Raw genomic sequence first — 20865 nt, forward strand, 5'->3', positions numbered from 1 at the left:
GACCGCGGACAGCACGCGGAGGCGTTGAACCCCGATCACTGTCGGTGGCGGGCTGTGGACGGATGCTGACCGAGCGGCTTAGTTGCCGCCGGTGATGACGTTGCCGGGCAGCGCGGTCGGAGCCGGCGGAGCCTTGACCGTCGGCGTGAAGGAGTTGGGGCCACCGGGCGACACGGCCTTCTCAGTCGGCGACGGAGCGGGAGCGCTCGTCGTCGTGGTCGGCGTGGTGCTCTCCGGTGCCTTTTCCTTCGACTTACCGCAGGCGGTCAGCGTGCCCATACCGACAATCGCGAGGCCGCCAGCAAAAAGCGCAATCTGCCGAGTCAAACGACCTGACATCATGATCAGTCCTTACTTCGTATGCCGGGGTTGATTCCTGAATTGCTGGCTGGCCCGGCAGTTAACCAGCCCACCCCCGAAGGGCCGAGGACACTCAAGATATCTCACCACACCAGCTATTGCATAGCTAATTTCGCGACGGGCGAAAATGAGCTTGCTGGCGCCAGCGTGGCAACGGCACTCCGTCGGGCCGTAGTGCTATGAACGAACCATGGAACCGAGCTGCCGAGAATGCACCGCTGGCCTGGCACATTGCCACGGTACCCTGATCCTCCACGCGCTGCATCGCGGCGAGTGCACGGAGCCGGACTGCGAAGGTCCCGAGCTGGTACTTCACACGTTGGTGATCGATTGCGAAGCCGTCGGATGTGCCTGCTCTCAGCAAACGACTCACTCGTTGGCTGTGTGAGGTCTTCTCACCCCATCGGGTCGACGGATTCCAGCGCGTCCTCGACCGGGTGGGCGTCGGGTTCGGGATAGAACGGTGGGCTGAGCGATCCCCACTGCACGCAACTCCACCGGCCGTCAGTGATCGGTGCCAAAATCACCGACTCGGTGTTGGCCAGATGATGGTCGAGCACGAAACTGCTTTCCACGCCGGCGAGGGTGGCCGCGATCAACCGGATCGCGGCGCCGTGACTGACCACGACGATGTCGTCGGTCCACGCGTGATTGTCCAGGTAGCGCAGCCGTAGATCGGTGATCGTCGGCAGGTAGCGCTCCAGCACGTCGTCGGCGCTCTCCCCACCGGGCATGGGCAGCTTCAACTCGCCCTGGTGCCAGCGCTGGTAGATCGCGTTGAACTCGGCGATCGCGTCGTCGTCGTTGCGGTTTTCCAATTCGCCGGCCTGCACCTCGTGGATGCCCTCGAATTCCTCCGCGGGCAGCCGCAATTGGGCGCCGATCTCTTCGGCGGTCTGGGCGGCGCGCCGGGCGATCGAGTGCACCAGGAGCCCGGGCCGGCGGGTGCGGGACAGCGCGAAACCGCGCGCCTGTTCGCGGCCGAGATCGGTCAGGTCCGCGCCGGGCGGACGGGTGTCGAGGCGGCGCTCGACGTTGCCGTGCGACTGCCCGTGGCGCAGCAGAATCAGCCGTCCGCTCATGCCGGGTCGCCTTTGAGTCGCATCAGCCAGTGGTCGGCTTCATCGGGCTGCGGCGGTGTCGCACCGGTCGCGGATTCGGTCGGCCACGAACCCAGGTACCGCACGTCGGTGCAGCGGCGGTGCAAGGCCTTGAGAGCCTCGGCAACCGCGGAGTCGTCGATGTGGCCGACGCAATCCAGGAAGAACACGTACGTGCCCAATTCGATTCGGGTGGGCCGGGATTCGATGCGGGTCAGGTCGATGTCACGAATGCTGAACTCGGTCATCGCCGACACCAGCGCGCCGGGAGTGTTGTCCAGCCGCAGCACCACCGAGGTGCGGTCGGCCCCGGTGCGCGCCGGCGGTGGGCCGGGCTTGCCGACGAGGACGAACCGTGTCCGGGCGTTGGCCTCGTCGACCACCCCGTCGGCTAGGGTCGCCAGTCCGTACCGCTGGGCGGCCAGGGCCGTGCTGACGCCGGCATCGGCGCGTCCGGCGGCCACCTCCTGAGCGGCAGCGGCATTCGAGTTGGCCGGCACCAGTCCCGCGTCGGGCAGGTGCTCGGCCAGCCATCGGCGCACCTGCGCCGCGGCGATCGGAAACGCCGCGACCGTGCGTACCGCTTCGCCGTTGGTGCCGTCGCGCACGACGATGCTGAACGCGACGTCGAGGGTCAGCTCGGCGTAGATCTGCAGGGGGTCGCCGCTGGCCAGGCTGTCGAGGGTGGGTAGAACGCTTCCCTCGATGGAGTTTTCGATCGGAACGCACGCGAAGTCGGCCGTGCCGTCCCGGACGGCGGCCAGGGCCGCCGGAGTGCTGTCCGTCGGCTCGGGATGGATGCCGCCGTCACCCGGAATCACACCGGCAGCGCACATCTTGAGCAGTGCCGCTTCGGTGAACGTGCCCTCGGGACCGAGGTAGGCGATGCGGGCCACGGTTCAACCCTATCGGGTCACCGCCACCGGAAAGCCTTGCGCGACCTTCCACGCCTAGTTAACTTAGGCTTACCTCACTAACCCGGAAGGTGCGCGATGACACCCACGACGCTCGAAACGCCGACCACCGCCGAACGCGTCCGCAGTGCCTGTGCGCGGGCGGCCGGCGCGATGCTGGTCGCCGACGACGTCGCCCCGGTCACCACTCCGCTGCACCACCTGTTGCCCGGCGGATCCTTCGCCGTCAGCCTGGCCAGCGAATCAGCGCTGGCCGTGCGGGCCCGGGCAGCCGGCACCGACGGCATCGCCGGGGTCCTCGAGCTCACCGACTACGCCCCACTGCCCCTGCGGGAACCCGTGCGGTCGCTGGTCTGGATCCGCGGCCGGGTCCAGTGCGTGCCCGACCACGCGGTGCGGACGATGGCCGACATGATCGCGACCGACCATCCGAACCCGGCCCTGCTGGACATAGGGTCGGGGCAAGAGCTGTTCCTGCTCGAGGTCGAGTCCGTCGTCGTGGCCGACGCCGCAGGCGCCGAGACCGTCGGAGTGCATGAACTGCTGACCGCCCAGCCGGACCCGTTCTGCGAGTTCGAGTCGGCCTGGCTGCGTCACCTGGACAACGATCATCCCGAGGTCCTCGCACGGTTGGCCGGCAAGCTGCCCGCTCCGTTGCGACGGGGCCGCGTGCGCCCGCTGGGCCTGGACCGCTACGGAGTGCGGTTGCGGGTGGAGAGCACCGACGGCGATCACGACGTGCGGCTGCCGTTCGGCGCTCCGGTTCACGACGTCCCCGCGCTGGGCCGTGCGATCCGGGTGCTGATGGGCTGTCCCTTCGTCAACGGGCTGCGCGCACGGCGCATGTAGGGCCGTTACCGTGTCGGGGTGACCGCGTCCCGCGACGATTTCCTCGCCACCGATCGGCGGGGACTGCGCATCGAAATCGGTGTCATGCTCGCGGTCACCTTCGGCGTCAGTGCCGTCACCGCGGTCCTGCAACTCATCGACGGCGTGCTGTCCGGATTGGCCGGGCGTCGAGTTCGGTTGAATCCCAACCTATCTCGCTATGACCTCATCAACCTCGGCCTGAATCTGGCCTCGGTGGCGCAGCTGGTGGCCTGGGGTGCCCTCGGCCTGTATCTGTTGTGGCGCAGTGGAACCAGCCCGACGCGGCTCGGGCTCGGCCGGATGCGGTGGCGCGCCGACGTACTCGGCGGCCTGGGACTGGCGGCACTGATCGGGATCCCGGGCCTGCTGCTATACCTGGCAGCCCGCTGGCTGGGGATGAACGCCCAAGTCGAACCCACGGCACTGCACGACAGTTGGTGGCGCATCCCGGTGCTGATCTTCTCCGCGTTCGCCAACGGCTTCGCCGAGGAGGTCGTGGTCGTGGGCTATCTGATCACCCGGTTGAAGCAATTGGGGCTGAGCCAGAACCGGGCGATCCTGGCGTCCAGCGCGCTGCGCGGGCTGTACCACCTCTATCAGGGCTTCGGAGCGGGGCTGGGCAACCTCGCGATGGGGCTGGTGTTCGGGTACGCCTGGTGCCGCACTGGGCGGTTGTGGCCGCTGGTGATCGCACACGGCGTCATCGACACCGTGGCATTCGTGGGTTACGTCGCACTCGCCGGTCATCTTGGCTGGCTCAAGTGAGCCTGGCACGTAAATTGACCTGGTGAGCGACGACTGGCAGCGGCGACCCGCGCCGGATCCGCCGACCGAGCGGATACCGCGTTCCGCGCCGCCGCCTCGGCGTGAGCCGTCGCAGGTGATCCGCCGCGAGCCCGGTTACCGGCCGCCGCCACCCCCACCACCATCGCCGCCGAGGCAGGCGCCACCTCGGCAGCCACCTCAGCGCCAGGCTCCACCGACGCCACCGCCTCCGCCACCTCAGCGCCAGGCTCCGCCGCCACCGCCGCCACGGCGGCCGGCCCCGCCGCCGTCCGCGACGGTCCCACCGAAGCGTAAAAAGCGTTGGGGGCGAAGGATTTTCGCCACCCTGGTCATCCTCGTCCTGCTGGTGGTCGGCGGGTTGGTCGGCGGCGCCGTCTGGATCGACACCTCGCTGCACCGGGTTGCGGTGTTCGACTACTCCGGCCGTCCGGCCGCGAGTGCAGGCACCACCTGGCTGCTGGTCGGCTCCGACAGCAGGGCCGGACTGACCCCCGAGCAACAGGCCGAGCTGACGACCGGCGGCGACCTCGGCAACGGCCGCACCGACACGATCCTGGTGGTCCACATCCCCGGCTTGGGTTCCGGCGGTCCGACCACGATGGTCTCGCTGCCGCGCGACTCCTATGTGAACATCCCCGGCCACGGTAAGGACAAGATCAACGCCGCCTTCGCGGAGGGCGGCGCGCCACTGCTGGCCCAGACCGTCGAGGAGGCGACGGGTCTGCACCTCGACCACTACGCCGAAGTGGGTTTCGACGGCTTCGCGGTGGTGGTCGACGCGCTCGGCGGGGTCGACGTGTGCCCGGCCGACGCCATCGACGACCCGCTGGCCGGGATCAACATTCCCGCGGGCTGCCAGACCCTCGACGGGCGCACCGCACTGGGCTATGTGCGCAGCCGCGCCACGCCGCGCGCCGACCTGGACCGCATGGTCCATCAGCGCGAGTTCATGGCCGCGGTGATGCACAGGGCCAGCAGTCCCCTGGTGTGGGTCAATCCGTGGCGCTGGTACTCGGTGCCCCACGCCGCCGTCGGCTCTCTGACCGTCGACAGCGGTGACCATGTCTGGGACCTGGCGCAGCTGGGATGGGCACTGCACGGATCGACCACCGCGATCACGGTGCCGATCGGTGAGTTCACCGGCAGCGACTCGGGCTCGGTGGTGGTGTGGGATTCCGAGGCCGCCGACCAACTGTTCCAGGCTCTGCGCACCGACTCCGCGATCCCGAAGTCGGTGATCGACGCGCAGCCTTAGCGCGCCTCAGTCGCCCGGGACCGCCAGAGGGTTCTCCAGCCAGGCCTTGGTCCGTTTCGGATGGTTGGTGGCGATCCAGCCGACCCCGAGATCGCGGCAGTATCCGACGTCCTCGTAGTGGTCGACGGTCCAGCAGTACATGGCGCGGCCCTGCGCGGCGGCCCGGTCGACGAGTTCGGGATGTTCGCGCAGGGTGGTGATCGACGGGCCGACGGCCGTGGCCCCGACGGTCGTGGCGGCGCTGCCACCGAGGTAGCGCGATGTCTCGCCGAGCAGGACGGTCGGCAGCAGCGGCGCGGCACGCCGGATCCGCCAGACCGCCGCGGCCGAGAACGACATCACGACCGCGCGGGACAGATCAGCCGACGCCGGCGCGGCGATGCCGTACCGGTGCAGCAGGGCCAGCACCTTGCTTTCCACGAGGCCCCCGTAGCGGACCGGATGCTTGGTCTCGATGAACATCTTCACCGGCCGGTTCCAGTCCAGAACCAGGCGGACCAGGTCGTCGAGGGTGAGCACGCCGGTGCCCTCGGCCGGGTTCTCGGCGCCTGCGCTGCTGTGCCACGCCCCCCAATCCAGCCTTTCGAGTTCAGCCAGCGTCATCTCGCTGACCAGACCGGTGCCGGTCGATGTGCGGTCGACCCGGCGGTCGTGCACGCAGACGAGGTGGCCGTCGCGGGTCAGGCGGACATCGCACTCGACTCCGTCTGCACCTTCGCGCAGCGCGAGGTCATAGGCGGCCAGGGTGTGCTCGGGGCGGTCGGCCGACGCACCGCGGTGGGCGACCACGAAGGGGTGCCCGCCGTGCGGTTCGCCGGCCGAGTGCATACGCCTATGCTGCCGGTTCCCGTTGGTCCGGCTCAACCGCTGGCGGCGTTTCGGATTCGGCGGGCTCCGGGTGATCCGGCTTCGGCTCGTCCTGTCCGACCATCACCCACCGGTGCAGCGGGCGCTCCACCGGCTTGCGAACGAACGCGGTGAAGACCTGCCACAACAGCACGAGCACCGCCGCGCCCAACAGGTAGGCGATGATCACGGTCACGGTGTTGTCGGCGATGCCCTGCGGTTTGGTGGTGAAGCTGGTGGCTATCGCGAAGATCGAGACCGCGGTCGACAGGACCCAGGCGATCCACCAGGCGGTGATCGGTCCGCGCAGGCGGGCTTGCGACTGCTCGGCATGGGCGAGTTCGACGACGTACACCGGGGCCCACACCAGGTTGACGACCGGTACCAGGCAGCCGGCCCAGAGCGCCCAGGCCGGCCGTGGGTCGTCCTGCCCGAGGTGTGCGAAGACTGCCGCTCGGCGCGTGATCAACCACCAGGTGACGACGGCGGCAGTCAGGATCACCGACACGATGGCGGCCAAACTGGCCAACACGCCGAGCCAGAGCGCCGCGCCGGCCACCAGCGGCGGCAGCAGTGTCGTCCGATTGATCAACAGCAACACGTAGCGAACGATGTGGATCGCCGCGGCGATCCCGAAGATGGCGATCGCCGACACCAGCGCGGCCCGGACCGTGACGAGCGCCGGGCCTGCTTTGGCCGCTGCCTCGGTTTCCGGCGGGGCGGGCGGGAGGTTGTCACCAAGCCCCCAGCGCGGAATGTAGGCATAGCGGGGTGTCGGTCCCAGGTGACGACGCTTGCGGCGCGGCGGTGGGGGCGGCCCGGGCCGGACGGCGATCCAGCGGAATCCGGACGGCAGTCGAGGCGCGGCGCCCTGCTGGGCAGCGGGACGCGTGGGTGGATGCGTGGTGGCGCCGGGACTCCAGCGCGGGTCCGGCGGACCGGTGGGTGCCATCAGGGCGCCGTTGCAACGGGGGCACCAGGCGCGCTGGCGGTCGCGCACGTTCCACCGCGTCCCACATTGGGAGCACACCTGAATCACGCGGACCAGCCTAGCGAGCGCGCGCGCCGCTCGGCGCGATGCGCGACTGCTCCACCCGGCGCGGATTGTGGCACGCAGTGCATCTTCGACGATCCGGGACATGCAGCAATGACTCGGCTATCCACAGTTTCCACAGGTTTATCCACAGGGGTCTGCGCCGGTGGATGGCCATTGAGCGCACCATCTCGCCATGGAGACGGGCCGTATCTGTGGATAACCGCGCGGCCGCAGAGCGGGCTGATCAACAAGTTGATGGCCGGCGAGCGAAATCCGTTGCATTGCTAACCGTCCGAAAGACCCGGGCGACGCGCCGAGCGACACGCCGACACCCCCGAGCCGACTGTGATCTTCAATACCCCGGAACGCGAAACACCAAACACAAGTTTTTTTGCGGGCTGGTCGAGGCGGTGGGCCGATTTTCCTCGCGCTATCCAAGGGGTTATGATCGCGCTCACAGTTGGCCTGTGACGATTTTCACTGGGGGCGGTAGTTGAACATGCTGGTCAGGACGGTGTGATGGCATCTTAGTCATTCCGGGCGCGATCCGCGTCGCAGCCGTCGCATTGGTATGCCACATCTGCGACGTGTAACCGGTCGTACATGCTGGCCGCCTTGAGGGCCGGTGTCATCGCCCTGGTCCTGCTGGGCATCCTCGCGCTGATCGTTCTGTTCTGAGTTCGTCGGTAGTTCGCTCGACCCCTCCGATTTCCCTCGCGTTAGCACTCGTGTCCTCTTGCGTGCCACCTATGGGGTGCCGCATCCTGAATCGAACCGACCCACTGTCGAGTCGCACGGGCATACCGAGTGTCGTGGAGGCGAGATGGAAACTGGTTCCGGGCGTTCGGTCGAGATCGCTCCCTTTCATTCTCGTGGTGCCCTCAAGGGCTTCGTGGTCTCCGGCCGCTGGCCTAACTCGACAAAAGAGTGGGCCCAGCTTCTGATGGTCGCGGTGCGCGTCGCATCGCTGCCCGGATTGCTCTCCACCACAACCATTTTCGGTGTTCGGGAAGAACTGCCTGACAAGCCGCAGCCGGGGACGGTCGGCCTCGTCCTCGCCGAGGGCACCGTGGTCGGTGAATCAGCCGTGCCGCCGGGGCATTTCGCCGACCGGCAGCCGCCGGCACTTCTGATGCTGCACCCACCGTCGGAAACCACCCCGTCACTGCCGGAATGCTCCGGCGCCGCCTCGGGTTGCGTTCTGCTGCCGGGCATTCCGCATCTGGGACTGGAGCACCGCGCCGCGTGGGTCGAGGCGGAATCGGATGGCACGATCACGGGCATGGTCAGCCGGGTCGGCGTCGACCCGATCAGCCATCCCGACACCGCGATCCTGGCGATGCTGCTGGCCGCCTAGCGATTGTGAGGGTGCCCGAACTTTCGGCAATGGTGTCCCAAAGTTATTGCTGCGGTTCGACTTTCGCTGATCACGAGTTGCGGGCGTCGCGAAGGTGCACGTAGAGTAGGCGCCAGCGAAGGGGAGTAGCCCCCAATCGGACAATCGACATACTGGCCTGGTGCACGTTGCGGGGCCCGGTTGTCCGGCCGGCGTGATTCCGGTGGGCGAGACCTTCGGCCGTTAGACCGTTAGTGGTTGTCGGCCGGAGGCATCTGTACCGCCCCTGACGACAGCCACCCGATCGAGGAGTTTCGGGTGCTCGCCGCGCTGATCCTGAGTTTCGCCGTCATCTTCGTCGCCGAGCTGGGCGACAAGTCACAGCTGATGGCGATGACGTTCGCACTGCGCCACCGCTGGTGGGTCGTGCTGAGCGGCATCACCTTCGCAACAACGGCGGTACACCTCATCTCGGTCGCCGTCGGCCACTACCTCGGCGCGGCGCTGCCGACACACCTGCTGGGCATCCTGGCCGGCGTCGCCTTCGTCTTGTTCGGCCTGTGGACGCTGCGCGGCGACTCCCTGTCCGATGACGAGGCCAGCAAGGCGCAGCGCAACACGGCACCGGCGTTCTTCGCCGTGACCTCGGCGTTCCTCCTGGCTGAGCTCGGTGACAAGACGATGCTCGCGACGATCACGCTGGCTGCCGACAATGACTGGGTCGGGGTCTGGATCGGATCCACCATCGGCATGGTGGCCGCCGACGCGCTGGCGATCGCGGTGGGCGCACTGGCAGGCAAGCACCTTCCGGAGCGGTTCATCCAGGTGGCTGCCGCCGCACTGTTCCTGGTGTTCGGTGTGTCGATGCTCATCGAAGGTGCCTTCCCCGCCGCGTCGGCCGTCGTCATCGGCGCAGTCTCGCTCGCAGTCGTCGCGCTGATTGCAGCACTCCTGCGGGCGCTGCCGCCCCGCCTGCGACCGGCGGTCCTGCGTCCGACACCGGCGGCCACACCTGCGCCCGACGGCTCCCCCACGGCGGCGTCATCGGTGGTCGGCGCCGAACGCGGCCCCGGATCGACGCCGCAACCGCCCGGCGAGCCGACATAACCGCACTTACAGCAAAGTAGATTTTGGCAAGCCGCCGCCACAGGCTCGGTTGCTCAGGGTAATCCCAGGTTCTTGACCGAGCGATTATCGATCACGCTCTGTGCCAAGATGGGTCCGACCATGTGTTTCTTTGCCTCAGCGCATGCTCCGGGCGGGTCCCCACCTCGGGAATCATCCGCACCATTGTTTGCCAATTCCGCGAAAAACCACGCGTGCATCAATTATCTAGTAGTTTGCACTTGGTTGTCGGGGGATGTGTCGCTACGATGATCAGCAAATAAGCCAACGCAAACGACCGCTCTTCCGCATGTGGAGGTCAAGAAGATGAGCACGACGTTCTCGGCGCGACTGAATCGCCTGTTCGACACGGTGTATCCGCCAGGCCGGGGTCCTCATACCTCCGCGGAAGTGATCGCCGCGTTGAAGTCTGAGGGCATCACCATGTCGGCTCCGTATCTGTCTCAGCTGCGTTCAGGCAACCGGACGAACCCGTCAGCCACCACCATGACGGCGCTTGCCAACTTCTTCCGGATCAAGCCGGCCTACTTCACCGACGACGAGTACTACGAGAAGCTCGACAAGGAACTCACCTGGCTCGCCAACATGCGCGACGAGGGTGTGCGCCGCATTGCCGCGCGCACCGTGGGGCTTTCGCCGGAAGCCCAGCAGGACATCGTCACCAAGGTCGACGAGCTGCGTCGTCGGGAACACCTCGACGATTAGCCCGCCGGCTCCGGCGCAGGCCTTTCGGCAACGTTAGATTTGTTTCACAGCGCAACGGATGGCTTGCGCTGATCCAACGCGCGGTACTGCCGTGCGATTTCGAGGATCCATTCCCGGTCCGAATAGCTTTCGGGCTGCCCGAGCCAGCTCATGCCGGGGAACTGCCCCTGACCGGCCGGCTGCGCCACGCGCGGGGTGCGCCTCCCGGCGTGGATCCACTTCGCGATCGCCATCGCCTGGGCGTCGGGGCTGACGCCAGTGCGCTGAAGGTCGGGCAGCACGTCCACCGCGGTGCCGTCGGCCCCGCCGGCGCGTAGATGCTCGGCCATCGTGGCCTCCATGTACAACGCGTCAGAGATCAGGGACAACCGCTCGGCGACCCGGAAAACCAACGGGCCGCGAGGCCGTTCGCCGATCCCGACTTCCGGCTGACGCCGCTCGAGTTCGGTCAGCAGCGGGTCGATGAGACGCAGTTCGCGTCGCCCGCCGAACCAGTCCTCGATCGCGGGCAGCAGCGATCCCGCCGCGACGATCGCCATCGCCGCGCCCAGCAGCGTCGCCGCTGTACCCACCCCCACCAGATGCGAGGTGCCCACGGCGCGGATCAGGAAGAAGGCCGTGGCGGCGACCAACAGTGCGACGCCGAGGGTGAACACGAACAGCGCGCGCCCACGGCGGGTCCGGTTGGAATGGCGCATGCCCGCCCACAGCACCAATGTGAAGGCCAGCATCACGTAGAGCAGCGGCAGCAACCACGGCAGCGACGTGTTGGTCGAGCCGAGGTTGCGGCGCAGATACTCCTCGGGCGACATCTCCGGCTGCTGACCGGACAGGAAGAACAAGACCAGGCTGCCGACTCCGATCACCGCGGCAACGGTGTACTGGGCCGCGGCGATCCGGCGGATGGCGGCGGGACTGCGGGTCGACGCGACGCTGGTGATCATCACGCAGCTGCCTGCCGCGCAGCCGATCAGAGCCACCTGGCTCAGCCCGATCGAGATGTTCGACCAGTGCAGCGCGCTGTCGATCAACAGGGTCAGCGGCGGCCAGTTCAGCGCGGCGACCGCGGCCAGGCTGCCCAGGGCGAGGATCATCGCCGAGCTGACCACCGACTGCTTGTTGACCAACGCCCACCCGATGCGCAGCCCGGTGGCCATTCCCAGCAGACCGGCGATCACCCAGACGATCAACCAAACGCCTCTCCGAGGCGGACTTGCACGATCGACGACCGATCCGACGGCGAGCGGCCGAGCCGGTACAGCAGCAGTGCGGCGAAGTCCTCGGCCTCCTGCTCGATGTCCTCTCCCCCGGGACCCATACATCCGGTGCGCTGATTGAGCATGTAGCCGATCAGGTCGTCGCTCGCCAGCTCGGCGACGTCACGCGCAGCCTCGGCGACCGGAATGCCGTAATGACCGAGCACCAGATGGCCGAGCTCGTGGGCCAGCGTGCGGTCCCAGGTCGGCAGGCCGTTCTGGATGAGAAAGACGTCGTGGTCTTCGTATTGGCGCCACTGGCCGCACACGCCGGCGGGCAGGTCGGCCATCGTGACCTCGATCGGGCGGTCCCGGTCCGCGCTGACGGCGGCCACCAGCCGGGTCAGGGAGATCTCTCCGTGACGGGGCGCAAGGTCGAGCACGTCGTTGACCGCAGTCGTGACCCGACGGCTGGCCGACATCTTGTCCCCTTCCCCGACGGCCGGTGGCGATGCGAACTGCGCTACTGCATGAACCGCGTCGTCCCGGCGGCGCGCACGAGGTGGCCGGCCTTCGCTTGGCGGTACCCGAGAAATCCTCCGAGACCGGTCAGGGCGAGGAGGCCGGCAAAACCAGGTAGGGCCACCGCCGCGACCTCGCCGATCTTGGCATCTTGGAGGTATTTCGGATAGCCCACCCTAGACGACGGCGGCACTTCTGTACCGGCTCCGGCGGACGTCGCCGGCGGACGTTCGCGCGTCGGTGACGATTCCCGGCCGGGTCCGTTTCGCGGCCCCGGCTCGGCACCCGGACCGAGCGGGCGCATCGGCGCCTCGACCGGTGGCAGCCCGATCAGGGGCGGCATCGTGATCGGCGGCGCCACGATGCCGGTGGGACCGACCGCGCCGGTCGACGCACCGACCACCGGTGGCTCACCCGGCTCACCCGGCTCACCGGGCGGCGGAACCGTCCGCGGCGCAGCGTCGATGAGTCCGCCACTGCCGCCTCCGCCACCGGCCACCTCCGGTGGAGGGGCGATCCGCGCGGTCTGTGGCGGCGCGGGCACGCCGACACCATCACCGATCGCGGCCCGCGGCCAATGCAACGGTGGCAGTGGCGGTAGCGGCGGCAGCACGATCGGCGGGAAGTGCGGTAACGGCAGACACGGCCACGCCGGATCCTCCCCGCCCGGATCCGGCCAGTCGGGATAACTGGGATGCCAAGCGCCGGAGGGCATTTCGTCAGCCGAGTCGGCCGACCGGCGCGGGCCGCTCGCCACACCGCTATCCGGCCGGGTCGTGCCCGGGGAGGTGTCCTCGGTGCGGGGCTTGTGCGGGCCGTTGTGGCGTCGTCTGCCTTCCCGCTTGTCATTCGGCGAGTCGTTGCTGCCCGGGTCGCCGTGCGCCTCCTGCCCGCCGTCGCGGTTACCAATCGTGCCGGGACTGGCATCGGCCGGCGCGGCCACGAGCATGGTCGCGCCGCCGCAGAGCAAACCACACGCGATCACCCAGCTAATCGCTGCGGCACTCATCGGCGAGCGGTTCACGACGTTCCTCGAGTTAGCGGCGCAGGTCGGTGCCGCATCGGACGGTTCGGGATCATTGTGGCATATCCGCAGGTCGTGATAGGCCCCGTTGAGCCGGGCGATAGGGTTAGCTGACCCGGTCGCGAGCGTGTCTCGCCGATCGCCGACGACCTACTCGGGAGGCATCAGGTATGGGCCTGTTCACCAAGCGCAAAAGCCGTGCGACGCGTCGCGCGGAGGCTCGGGCGATCAAGGCGCGCGCCAAGCTCGAGGCCAAGCTGTCGGCCCGCAACGAGGTCAAGCGCATCAAGGCCGCCGAGCGCTCGGAGAACAAGGTGCTCAAGGCGCAGCTGAAGGCCGCCCGCGAGTCCGACCGGGCCGCGGTCAAGGTTGCCGAGGCGCAACTGAAGGCGGTCCGAGAGGGCAAACTCCTGTCACCCACCCGGGTGCGGCGGGCCCTGACCGTCTCCCGGCTGCTGGCCCCGGTTGTGGTCCCGGTGGCGTACCGCGCCGCGATCGCAGCACGCGGCATCATCGACGAACGGCGTGCCGACCGTCTCGGCGTGCCGCTGAGCCAGCTCGGGCAGTTCTCCGGTCAGGGCGGCCAGCTGTCCGCGCGGATCGCCGGCGCGGAGAACTCACTGCGGCTGGTGGCCGAGAAGAAACCCAAGGATGCCGAGACCAAGCAGTTCGTCGCCGCGATCACCGAACGACTGAACGCCCTGTCGGCGGCCATCCCCGCCGCGGAGAACATGCCGGGGCAACGCCGCCGCGACGCGCACGCCGCGATCGCCGAGCAGCTCGACGGAATCGACGCCGATCTGATGGCGCGCCTCGGCGTGCTGTGATGCCCGGCCATCACGTACCGGCTCGTGCGCTGAGCCTGGCGGCGCTGCTCACCCTGGGATCCTGGACGGTCGCGGCCACGGCCGGCGCGCACGTCCACGTCAACGCCGATCACGCCGTACGCGGCGACTATGCACTGGTCACGTTCCAGGTGCCCAATGAGAGCGAAAAAGGCGTTCCGACAACCAAAGTCACGATCACGCTGCCCAACGTCGCGTCCGCGAGCACCGATGTGATGGCCGGGTGGACCGCCGCCCTCGACCGCGATCCGGCGAGCGGTGCGTATCGGTCCGTCACCTTCACCGCGATGCCCAACGCCGGCATCGGCGCCACCCAGTTCGAGTTGTTCCCCCTGTCGATCAAATTGCCCGACGCCGATTCGGTGTCGTTTCCGGTGACGCAGACCTACGCCGACGGCACGAAAGTGAACTGGGACCAGCCGCCGCTGCCCGGCGGCGGCGAACCCGAGTACCCGGCCCCGGTGTTGCCGCTGACGGCCGGACCGCACGAGCCGGAAGAACACCACGCGACTCCGCCGGCAACCGCGGCGCCCTCGGTCAGCGCCGCGCCGACGGCCGACGCGCAGCCCCCCGCGAACGGCGGCTCCGACAACACCGCCCGAGCCCTGGCCGGCAGTGCGCTCCTGGTGGCCGCGATCGGCGTCGGCGTTGCGCTGGCCCGCCGGCGGACATGACCACGCTGCGGCGGCTGCTGACCACGGTGCTGTTGATGTGCGCGATGGCACTGGGCGGGACGGCTGTGGCCTGGGCGCATGCGGTGCGGGTGGCCGCCGACCCATCGCCCGACGCGACCCTGAGCACTGCACCGTCGCGGGTCAGCGCCACATTCAACGAGCAGTTGCAGACCGATTTCGCCGCGATGACCGTGGTGGGTCCCGACGGAAATCTGTGGTCGGACGGGGCACCGCAGGTCCAGGGCGCGGTGGTCAGTGTCGGCATGCGTCCGCTCGGCCCGGCCGGGTCGTACACCGTGAATTACCGGGTGACATCGACCGACGGCCACGTCGTGTCCGGATCGTGGGCGTTCACCATGACCGCCGCGGGCAGCGGCACACCCGGTCCGTCGGCCTCGGCGTCGGCCCCGGCCGCCGAGCGGGCGCTGCCGGTGTGGCCGTTCATCGTCGGCGCCGCAGCGGTGATCGCCATCGGGCTCCTCTGGTCGCGACGTCGCCGTTCGTGACCCTGGCATGATGGGTGCGACTGCCGGCGACGAGAGATTGCAAAGGAGCGCAGCTGATGGCAGATGAGCAGGACCGGCCCGACGAGGGTCGCGATGCCACGCCGCCGGGGCCGCCGCCTCCGGAGAAGGCCGTTGCCAAGAAGCAGCCGGCCAAAAAGGCGCCGGCCAAAAAGGCTGTAAAGAAGACTCCCGCCAAGAAGGCCCCCGCGAAGGCCGGCGAGGCCGCGAAGAAGGCCCCGGCCAAGAAGGCGCCCGCCAAGAAGGTCCCGCCGGCGCCGCCCGCCGCTCCCGCCACACTGGCCGCAGGCAACGGCTCTCCGCCAGTGGCCGAGGGTGCCCGCGCGGCCGCGGCCAGCGCCAAGGCCTCGGTCGAGCAGGCCGCCGATCCGGTCTCCACCCCGGCGATCGTGCCGGCTCCGCAGCCCTCGCGTTCCCCGTTGCCGTTCGCGATCGCCTTCGCCGCGACCGTGCTGATCGCTCTGCTGGTGCGCCGGTGGCGCGCCAGGAACGCCGAGTGAGCATGGCCGTCACGTTCCGCCCCACCGCCGACCTGGTCGACGACATCGGCGCCGACGTCCGCAGTTGCGATGTGCAGTTCCGCCAGTTCGGCGCCCGCACCGAGTTCGCCGGACCGATCAGCACCGTGCGGTGTTTTGAAGACAACGCGCTGCTGAAGTCGGTGCTCTCCGAACCCGGCGACGGTCGGGTCTTGGTGATCGATGGCGACGCCTCGGTGCACACCGCCCTGGTCGGAGATGTGATCGCCGAGCTGGGGCGCTCCAATGGCTGGGCGGGGCTCATCGTGCACGGCGCGGTGCGCGACGCATCGACGCTGCGCACCCTTGAGATTGGCATCAAGGCGCTGGGCACCAATCCGCGCAAGAGCACCAAGACCGGCGACGGCGAGCGTGATGTTCCGGTCAGCTTCGGCGGCGTCACCTTCGTGCCCGGCGACATCGCCTACAGTGACGACGACGGAATCGTCGTCACCGCAGCGGACTAAACACCCACTGTGACACGGTTTTTCGTGAACCTCAGCGCTTCGTCGTCAACCTTGCCGTGCCGGATCAGCCGTAGGTCCAGCAGGTAATTCTGCTTGAGCCGCCACGGCGCCCGCGAGCCTGCTTTGGGCAGCCGGTCCAGCGCCCGCAGCACGTAGCCGGGCGTGAAGTCCATCAGCGGGCGCTCCTCGATATCGGCCGACGGCTGGCCGGGGGCGACCCGGTCGTAGCCCCGGGCATCCATGTAGTTGAGGACGCGGCAGACGAATTCGGACACCAGGTCGGCCTTCAACGTCCACGACGCGTTGGTGTAGCCGATGGTGAACGCCACGTTCGGCACACCGGAGAGCATCATGCCCTTGTAGGCCATCGTGGTGTTCAGGTCCAGCGGCTCACCGTCTTTGACGATCTCTGCGCCACCGAACAGTTGCAGGTTCAAACCCGTTGCGGTGACGATGATGTCGGCGTCCAACTCCCGGCCCGAGGTGAGTTTGATGCCCGTCGCGGTAAAGCGCTCGATGGTGTCGGTGACCACCTCGGCCTGACCCTTGCGAATCGTGCGGAACAGATCACCGTTGGGCGCCAGGCACAGTCGCTCGTCCCACACCCGATAGCTCGGCCCGAAGTGCTTGTTGACGTCGTAGCCCTCGGGCAGCCGGCGCTGCGCCATCGTCATCAGCTGCTTTCGCATGAAGTTGGGGAATCGCCGAGCCAGCCGGTACTGCGCGGACTGGAAGATGATGCTCTTCCACCGGTTGGCCACGTAGGCCGGTTTGGCGGGAAGGAGCTTGTTCATCCGCACCGCGAACGGATCGACGTCGGGCAGCGAGCCGATGTAGGTCGGTGAGCGCTGCAGCATCGTGACGTGCCCAACACCCGAATTGGCCAGGGCGGGAATGAGAGTCACGGCCGTCGCGCCGCTGCCGATGACCACGACGCGCTTGCCGGTGTAGTCCAGATCCTCCGGCCAGTGTTGCGGGTGCACGATTGTGCCGGTGAAGTCGTCGGCGCCGGGGAAATCCGGCGAGTAGCCCTCGTCGTAGTTGTAGTAACCGCTGCAGGCGAACAGGAATGAACAGGTGATGTCCTTCTGCTCACCGTTGGCTTCGACGCGGACGGTCCACCGGTTGTCGACGGTCGACCACTCGGCGCGGACCACCCGGTGGCCGTAACGGATGTGCTTGTCGATGCCGTACTCGCGCACCGTGTCTTTGAGGTACGCCATGATCGAGGGCCCGTCGGCGATCGCCTTCTCCGACGTCCACGGCTTGAACCGGAACCCCAGAGTGAACATGTCGGAGTCCGAGCGGATACCGGGGTACTTGAACAGGTCCCAGGTGCCGCCGAGATTCTCGCGGCGCTCCAGCATCAGGAAGCTCTTCGACGGGCAGCGGTCCTGCAGGTGCCAGGCGGCGCTGATGCCGGAGATGCCGGCTCCCACGATCACTACATCGACGTGTTCTGTCATGGCGGCGACGCTATCAACACTGTGTTGAATAGGTCAACACAGTGTTGAATAATCCAACGCGCTGTAAAGTAATGGCCGTGTCAGCTGTCAGTCCGGCCCGCGTTCGTGGGCGCCGCGCCACCCGCCCGTCCGGCGACGATCGTGAAGCGGCGATCCTAGGCACGCTGGAGGACATGCTCGCCGAGCGGCCGTTCGCCGACATCTCGGTGGACGACCTCGCCAAGGGCGCCGGCCTGTCACGCCCGACGTTCTACTTCTACTTCGCCTCCAAAGACGCGGTGCTTGTGCGCCTGTTTGACCGCGCCATCACCGCCTCCGGCGCTGGACAGCTGCAGAGCGTCGAAGTGCCCGAGGACCCGCAGACGGCCTGGCATGCCGGCATCTATGCCTTTTTCGACGCACTGCGGCCGCACCGGACGGTACTGCTCGCCGGTCTGGGCGCCATGGCGACCAATGCCGAATTGCGACAGATGTGGACGGCGTACATGTCGAGTTGGGTCGACTACACGGCCGGGTTGATCCTGCGGGAACGGGAGCGCGGTGCCGCCCCTGACACCATCCCGGCACACGATCTGGCAACTGCACTGAACCTGATGAATGAGCGGGTTCTGTTCGCTGCCCAGCTCACCCAGAAGCCCACACTGCCGGAGCAAGCCGCGCTCGAGGCGCTGGCCCACATCTGGATCACCAGCATTTACGGCGCGGCCGCGGCGTCGGTTTGATTCCGGCTTGGCATATTGAATTCGCCGCCCGCGCGGCTGGCCCTAGTCTTGCGGGGTGTCCGAGCCACACCCACGGAGGGGTGCCACCGTTGGCAAGCTTGCGTTGTACTGCCTGCTGGCCGGTGTCCTGGTGGCGGCCATGCTATTTCCGCTCGCCGGCGGGGTGGGCATCGTCGTCAACCACGCCTCCGACGTGGCGGCGCAGGATTCCGCCGACCTGATGACGGGCGAGGTGCCCACCGTCACCACGATGGTGGACACCGCCGGTAACCCGATCGCCTGGATCTATGCGCAGCGCCGCTGGCCGGTGCCCAGCGACCGGATCGCCGACACGATGAAGCTGGCGATCGTCTCGATCGAGGACAAGCGCTTCGCCGACCACAACGGTGTCGACGTACAGGGCACCCTGACCGGCCTGATCGGTTATCTCAGAGGCGACCTCGACACCCGGGGCGGCTCGACGATCGAGCAGCAGTACGTCAAGAACTACAACCTGTTGGTCAACGCCCAGACCGACGCCGAACGGCGGGCGGCCGTCGAGACGACGCCGGCGCGCAAACTGCGCGAGATCCGAATGGCCCTGGCGCTGGACAAGGCGATCTCCAAACCGGAGATCCTGACCCGGTATCTGAACCTGGTGTACTTCGGCAACGGCGCCTACGGGGTGCAGGACGCGGCGAAGACATACTTCGGCATCAACTCGACCGACCTGAACTGGCAGCAGGCCGCGCTGCTGGCCGGGATCGTGCAGTCGACGAGCGCGCTGAACCCGTACACCAACCCCGAGGCCGCGCTCGCGCGTCGCAACGTCGTCCTCGACACCATGATCGAGAACCTGCCGGACCGGTCCGACGAACTGCGCGCCGCCCGCCAGCAGCCGCTGGGCATCCTGCCGCAGCCGAACTCGCTGCCGCAGGGCTGCATCGCCGCCGGGGACCGCGGCTTCTTCTGCGACTACGTGCTGCAGTATCTGGCCCGCGCGGGGCTGTCCAAAGACGACGTCGCACGCAACGGCTATCTGATCCGCACGACCCTGGACCCGAACGTGCAGAACAGCGTGAAGAAGGCGATCGACACCGTCGCCAGCCCGAAGCTCGACGGCGTGGCCAGCGTGATGAGTGTCATCCAGCCCGGCAAGACCAGCCACAAACTGCTCGCCATGGGCGACAACCGCGGGTACGGCCTGCAGCTCGACGCCGGCCAGACTGTTCAGCCGCAGCCGTTCTCACTGGCCGGTGACGGCGCCGGCTCGATCTTCAAAATCTTCACCACCGCCGCCGCCCTCGAGATGGGGATGGGCATCAACGCTCAGCTCGATGTGCCTGGCTCGTTTCAGGGCAAGGGTTTGGGTAGCAGCAGCACACCGGGTTGCCCGAAGGAGACCTGGTGTGTGAAGAACGCCGGAAACTACCGTAGCCCGATGAGCGTGACGGACGCGCTGGCGCAATCACCCAACACCGCGTTCGCCAAACTGATCCAGCAGATCGGTGTCACCCGTGCAGTGGACATGGCCGTCCGGCTGGGACTGCGCTCCTACGCCGAGCCTGGCACCGCGCGCGCCTACCAGCCCAACAGCAACGAAAGCCTGGCCGACTTCGTCAAGCGCCAGAACCTCGGTTCGTTCACTCTGGGACCGTTCGAGCTGAATGCGCTCGAATTGTCCAACGTGGCAGCCACTTTGGCATCGGGTGGCATGTGGTGCCCGCCGAGCCCGGTGGACAAGATCTTCGACCGGAACGGCCGTGAGGTCGCCGTCGAAACCCAGGCCTGCGAGCAGGTGGTACCCGAGGGGCTGGCCAATACTCTGGCCAACGCGTTGTCCAAGGACTCCACCGGCGGCACGGCGGCCGGTTCGGCCGGCTCGGTCGGCTGGACCCTACCGATGTCGGGCAAGACCGGTACCACCGAATCGCACCGCTCCTCAGGCTTTTTGGGCTTCACCAACCAGTACGCCGCGGCCAACTACATCTTCGACGACTCCACCAACCCCGGCGGCCTGTGCTCATTTCCATTGCGCAAATGCGGATACGGCAACCTGTACGGCGGCAACGAGCCGGCCCGGACATGGTTCCTGGCGATGAAACCGGTCGCGACGGACTTTGGCCCCATTGCCTTGCCGCCCACCGACAAGCGTTATGTCGACGGCGGCTCCGGCAGCACCGTGCCCAGCGTGACCGGCCTGAGCTTCGACGCCGCACGAAAACGCTTGCGCGAAGCCGGATTCCAGGTCGCCGACCTGCCCACCCCGATCAACAGCTTCTCATCGAGAGGATCAGTCGTCGGCACCACGCCGTCGGGCAAGACCATTCCGGGCTCGATCATCACGATCAACACCAGCAATGGAATCCCACCGGCTCCCCCGCCTGATCTCGCGCCGGAACCACCGCCCCCGCCGCCGGATGCTCCGCCGCCCGACGTCAACGTCATCAACATCCCCGGGCTGCCGCCGATCACGCTGCCGATGTTCCCTCCGCCCGCGCCGCCGCCACCCCCGCCGCCGGCACCCGAGCCGCCACCGCCCCCGCCGCCGGCCGACGCTCCTCCGCCGCCGTAGGCAGTTGTCGGACTGCCATG

At 67.9% G+C, this 20865-nt stretch carries 23 protein-coding genes; 14 read left to right on the top strand and 9 right to left on the bottom strand.

What is annotated here, in order from left to right; genetic code table 11:
- Window positions 1–78: 78 nt before the first annotated feature.
- A complete protein-coding gene (locus K0O64_RS28290; protein WP_372507875.1) occupies window positions 79–279 on the bottom strand; it encodes a hypothetical protein in 201 nt (66 codons plus the stop codon).
- Between the two features lie 271 nt (window positions 280–550).
- On the opposite strand from K0O64_RS28290, the gene K0O64_RS30010 reads away from it, so the two are divergent.
- On the top strand, window positions 551–748 hold the full coding sequence (locus K0O64_RS30010) for a hypothetical protein (protein ID WP_071948595.1): 198 nt from the start codon (window positions 551–553) through the stop codon (window positions 746–748).
- 7 nt (window positions 749–755) lie between these two features.
- Here K0O64_RS30010 and K0O64_RS28295 read toward each other — a convergent pair whose 3' ends face one another.
- Window positions 756–1442: a histidine phosphatase family protein gene (locus K0O64_RS28295; protein ID WP_071948594.1), complete on the bottom strand. Its 687-nt coding sequence runs from the start codon at window positions 1440–1442 to the stop codon at window positions 756–758.
- On the bottom strand, window positions 1439–2356 hold the full coding sequence (pheA, locus tag K0O64_RS28300) for a prephenate dehydratase (protein ID WP_220045881.1): 918 nt from the start codon (window positions 2354–2356) through the stop codon (window positions 1439–1441). The genes K0O64_RS28295 and pheA overlap by 4 nt, the downstream gene beginning before the upstream one ends.
- 96 nt (window positions 2357–2452) lie before the next feature.
- Here pheA and K0O64_RS28305 point away from each other — a divergent pair, with 96 nt between their 5' ends.
- The 3 genes from K0O64_RS28305 (at window position 2453) to K0O64_RS28315 (ending at window position 5285) form a co-directional block, all read left to right on the top strand.
- On the top strand, window positions 2453–3223 hold the full coding sequence (locus K0O64_RS28305) for a DUF2470 domain-containing protein (RefSeq protein WP_220045882.1): 771 nt from the start codon (window positions 2453–2455) through the stop codon (window positions 3221–3223).
- 18 nt (window positions 3224–3241) lie between these two features.
- A complete protein-coding gene (locus tag K0O64_RS28310) occupies window positions 3242–4009 on the top strand; it encodes a CPBP family intramembrane glutamic endopeptidase (protein ID WP_225933565.1) in 768 nt (255 codons plus the stop codon).
- A gap of 115 nt (window positions 4010–4124) precedes the next feature.
- Window positions 4125–5285 carry an LCP family protein gene (locus K0O64_RS28315; protein ID WP_220046547.1) on the top strand — a complete coding sequence of 387 codons (1161 nt, stop codon included), beginning with the start codon at window positions 4125–4127 and terminating at the stop codon, window positions 5283–5285.
- A gap of 6 nt (window positions 5286–5291) precedes the next feature.
- On the opposite strand, the gene K0O64_RS28320 is transcribed toward K0O64_RS28315, so the two are convergent.
- Window positions 5292–6113 (bottom strand): glycerophosphodiester phosphodiesterase, encoded by an 822-nt coding sequence (locus tag K0O64_RS28320; RefSeq protein ID WP_220045883.1) that lies wholly within the window; start codon window positions 6111–6113, stop codon window positions 5292–5294.
- Window positions 6114–6117: 4 nt separating this feature from the next.
- Entirely contained in the window at window positions 6118–7170 is a 1053-nt protein-coding gene (locus tag K0O64_RS28325; protein WP_220045884.1) for a DUF4328 domain-containing protein, read from the bottom strand.
- Window positions 7171–7990: 820 nt separating this feature from the next.
- Between K0O64_RS28325 and K0O64_RS28330 the strand changes: the two genes are divergently transcribed.
- The 3 genes from K0O64_RS28330 (at window position 7991) to K0O64_RS28340 (ending at window position 10333) form a co-directional block, all read left to right on the top strand.
- Window positions 7991–8524: a peptidase gene (locus tag K0O64_RS28330; RefSeq protein WP_071948588.1), complete on the top strand. Its 534-nt coding sequence runs from the start codon at window positions 7991–7993 to the stop codon at window positions 8522–8524.
- Between the two features lie 297 nt (window positions 8525–8821).
- The gene (locus tag K0O64_RS28335) at window positions 8822–9610 is read left to right on the top strand and encodes a TMEM165/GDT1 family protein (protein WP_071950230.1); all 789 of its coding nucleotides are present in this window, start codon (window positions 8822–8824) and stop codon (window positions 9608–9610) included.
- Window positions 9611–9934: 324 nt separating this feature from the next.
- Window positions 9935–10333: a secretion protein EspR gene (locus K0O64_RS28340; protein WP_047333880.1), complete on the top strand. Its 399-nt coding sequence runs from the start codon at window positions 9935–9937 to the stop codon at window positions 10331–10333.
- 44 nt (window positions 10334–10377) lie between these two features.
- On the opposite strand, the gene K0O64_RS28345 is transcribed toward K0O64_RS28340, so the two are convergent.
- From K0O64_RS28345 to K0O64_RS28355, 3 genes are read right to left on the bottom strand one after another with little or no spacing between them, the layout of a single operon-like run.
- Entirely contained in the window at window positions 10378–11523 is a 1146-nt protein-coding gene (locus tag K0O64_RS28345; protein ID WP_071948587.1) for a hypothetical protein, read from the bottom strand.
- Window positions 11520–12011 carry an ImmA/IrrE family metallo-endopeptidase gene (locus tag K0O64_RS28350; protein ID WP_071948586.1) on the bottom strand — a complete coding sequence of 164 codons (492 nt, stop codon included), beginning with the start codon at window positions 12009–12011 and terminating at the stop codon, window positions 11520–11522. Before K0O64_RS28350 ends, K0O64_RS28345 begins: the two co-directional genes overlap by 4 nt.
- A 41-nt stretch (window positions 12012–12052) precedes the next feature.
- Window positions 12053–13075, bottom strand: coding sequence for a hypothetical protein (locus K0O64_RS28355; protein ID WP_156909868.1), 1023 nt, complete (start codon window positions 13073–13075; stop codon window positions 12053–12055).
- 170 nt (window positions 13076–13245) lie between these two features.
- Between K0O64_RS28355 and K0O64_RS28360 the strand changes: the two genes are divergently transcribed.
- From K0O64_RS28360 to rraA, 5 genes are read left to right on the top strand one after another with little or no spacing between them, the layout of a single operon-like run.
- Window positions 13246–13902, top strand: a complete 657-nt coding sequence (locus K0O64_RS28360; protein WP_071948584.1) for a DUF6474 family protein — start codon at window positions 13246–13248, stop codon at window positions 13900–13902.
- Window positions 13902–14594, top strand: coding sequence for a YcnI family protein (locus K0O64_RS28365; protein ID WP_071948583.1), 693 nt, complete (start codon window positions 13902–13904; stop codon window positions 14592–14594). Before K0O64_RS28360 ends, K0O64_RS28365 begins: the two co-directional genes overlap by 1 nt.
- Window positions 14591–15100 (top strand): copper resistance CopC family protein, encoded by a 510-nt coding sequence (locus tag K0O64_RS28370; RefSeq protein WP_071948582.1) that lies wholly within the window; start codon window positions 14591–14593, stop codon window positions 15098–15100. The genes K0O64_RS28365 and K0O64_RS28370 overlap by 4 nt, the downstream gene beginning before the upstream one ends.
- A 56-nt stretch (window positions 15101–15156) precedes the next feature.
- Entirely contained in the window at window positions 15157–15618 is a 462-nt protein-coding gene (locus K0O64_RS28375) for a hypothetical protein (RefSeq protein ID WP_096312538.1), read from the top strand.
- Between the two features lie 2 nt (window positions 15619–15620).
- A complete protein-coding gene (gene rraA / locus K0O64_RS28380; RefSeq protein ID WP_096312539.1) occupies window positions 15621–16103 on the top strand; it encodes a ribonuclease E activity regulator RraA in 483 nt (160 codons plus the stop codon).
- Here the strand turns inward: rraA and K0O64_RS28385 are convergent.
- On the bottom strand, window positions 16100–17569 hold the full coding sequence (locus K0O64_RS28385; protein ID WP_096312540.1) for a flavin-containing monooxygenase: 1470 nt from the start codon (window positions 17567–17569) through the stop codon (window positions 16100–16102). The two genes, rraA and K0O64_RS28385, sit on opposite strands and share 4 nt — an antisense overlap.
- Before the next feature lie 71 nt (window positions 17570–17640).
- Between K0O64_RS28385 and K0O64_RS28390 the strand changes: the two genes are divergently transcribed.
- On the top strand, window positions 17641–18291 hold the full coding sequence (locus K0O64_RS28390; protein ID WP_071948578.1) for a TetR/AcrR family transcriptional regulator: 651 nt from the start codon (window positions 17641–17643) through the stop codon (window positions 18289–18291).
- Between the two features lie 55 nt (window positions 18292–18346).
- Window positions 18347–20845 (top strand): transglycosylase/D,D-transpeptidase PonA2, encoded by a 2499-nt coding sequence (gene ponA2 / locus K0O64_RS28395; protein ID WP_164520158.1) that lies wholly within the window; start codon window positions 18347–18349, stop codon window positions 20843–20845.
- Window positions 20846–20865 lie beyond the last annotated feature (20 nt).

The organism is Mycolicibacterium pallens (assembly GCF_019456675.1).
Classification (GTDB): domain Bacteria; phylum Actinomycetota; class Actinomycetes; order Mycobacteriales; family Mycobacteriaceae; genus Mycobacterium; species Mycobacterium crocinum.

Excerpts from the sequence above, each read along its gene's own strand:
- K0O64_RS28340 (WP_047333880.1), top strand. The coding sequence starts at position 9,935 with ATGAGCACGACGTTCTCGGCGCGACTGAATCGCCTGTTCGACACGGTG.
- K0O64_RS28360 (WP_071948584.1), top strand. The coding sequence starts at position 13,246 with ATGGGCCTGTTCACCAAGCGCAAAAGCCGTGCGACGCGTCGCGCGGAG.
- K0O64_RS28375 (WP_096312538.1), top strand. The coding sequence starts at position 15,157 with ATGGCAGATGAGCAGGACCGGCCCGACGAGGGTCGCGATGCCACGCCG.
- K0O64_RS28290 (WP_372507875.1), bottom strand. The coding sequence starts at position 279 with ATGGGCACGCTGACCGCCTGCGGTAAGTCGAAGGAAAAGGCACCGGAG.
- rraA (WP_096312539.1), top strand. The coding sequence starts at position 15,621 with ATGGCCGTCACGTTCCGCCCCACCGCCGACCTGGTCGACGACATCGGC.
- K0O64_RS28320 (WP_220045883.1), bottom strand. The coding sequence starts at position 6,113 with ATGCACTCGGCCGGCGAACCGCACGGCGGGCACCCCTTCGTGGTCGCC.
- K0O64_RS28385 (WP_096312540.1), bottom strand. The coding sequence starts at position 17,569 with ATGACAGAACACGTCGATGTAGTGATCGTGGGAGCCGGCATCTCCGGC.
- K0O64_RS28365 (WP_071948583.1), top strand. The coding sequence starts at position 13,902 with ATGCCCGGCCATCACGTACCGGCTCGTGCGCTGAGCCTGGCGGCGCTG.
- K0O64_RS28370 (WP_071948582.1), top strand. The coding sequence starts at position 14,591 with ATGACCACGCTGCGGCGGCTGCTGACCACGGTGCTGTTGATGTGCGCG.
- K0O64_RS28350 (WP_071948586.1), bottom strand. The coding sequence starts at position 12,011 with ATGTCGGCCAGCCGTCGGGTCACGACTGCGGTCAACGACGTGCTCGAC.
- K0O64_RS28390 (WP_071948578.1), top strand. The coding sequence starts at position 17,641 with ATGGCCGTGTCAGCTGTCAGTCCGGCCCGCGTTCGTGGGCGCCGCGCC.
- K0O64_RS28305 (WP_220045882.1), top strand. The coding sequence starts at position 2,453 with ATGACACCCACGACGCTCGAAACGCCGACCACCGCCGAACGCGTCCGC.
- K0O64_RS30010 (WP_071948595.1), top strand. The coding sequence starts at position 551 with ATGGAACCGAGCTGCCGAGAATGCACCGCTGGCCTGGCACATTGCCAC.
- K0O64_RS28330 (WP_071948588.1), top strand. The coding sequence starts at position 7,991 with ATGGAAACTGGTTCCGGGCGTTCGGTCGAGATCGCTCCCTTTCATTCT.
- K0O64_RS28295 (WP_071948594.1), bottom strand. The coding sequence starts at position 1,442 with ATGAGCGGACGGCTGATTCTGCTGCGCCACGGGCAGTCGCACGGCAAC.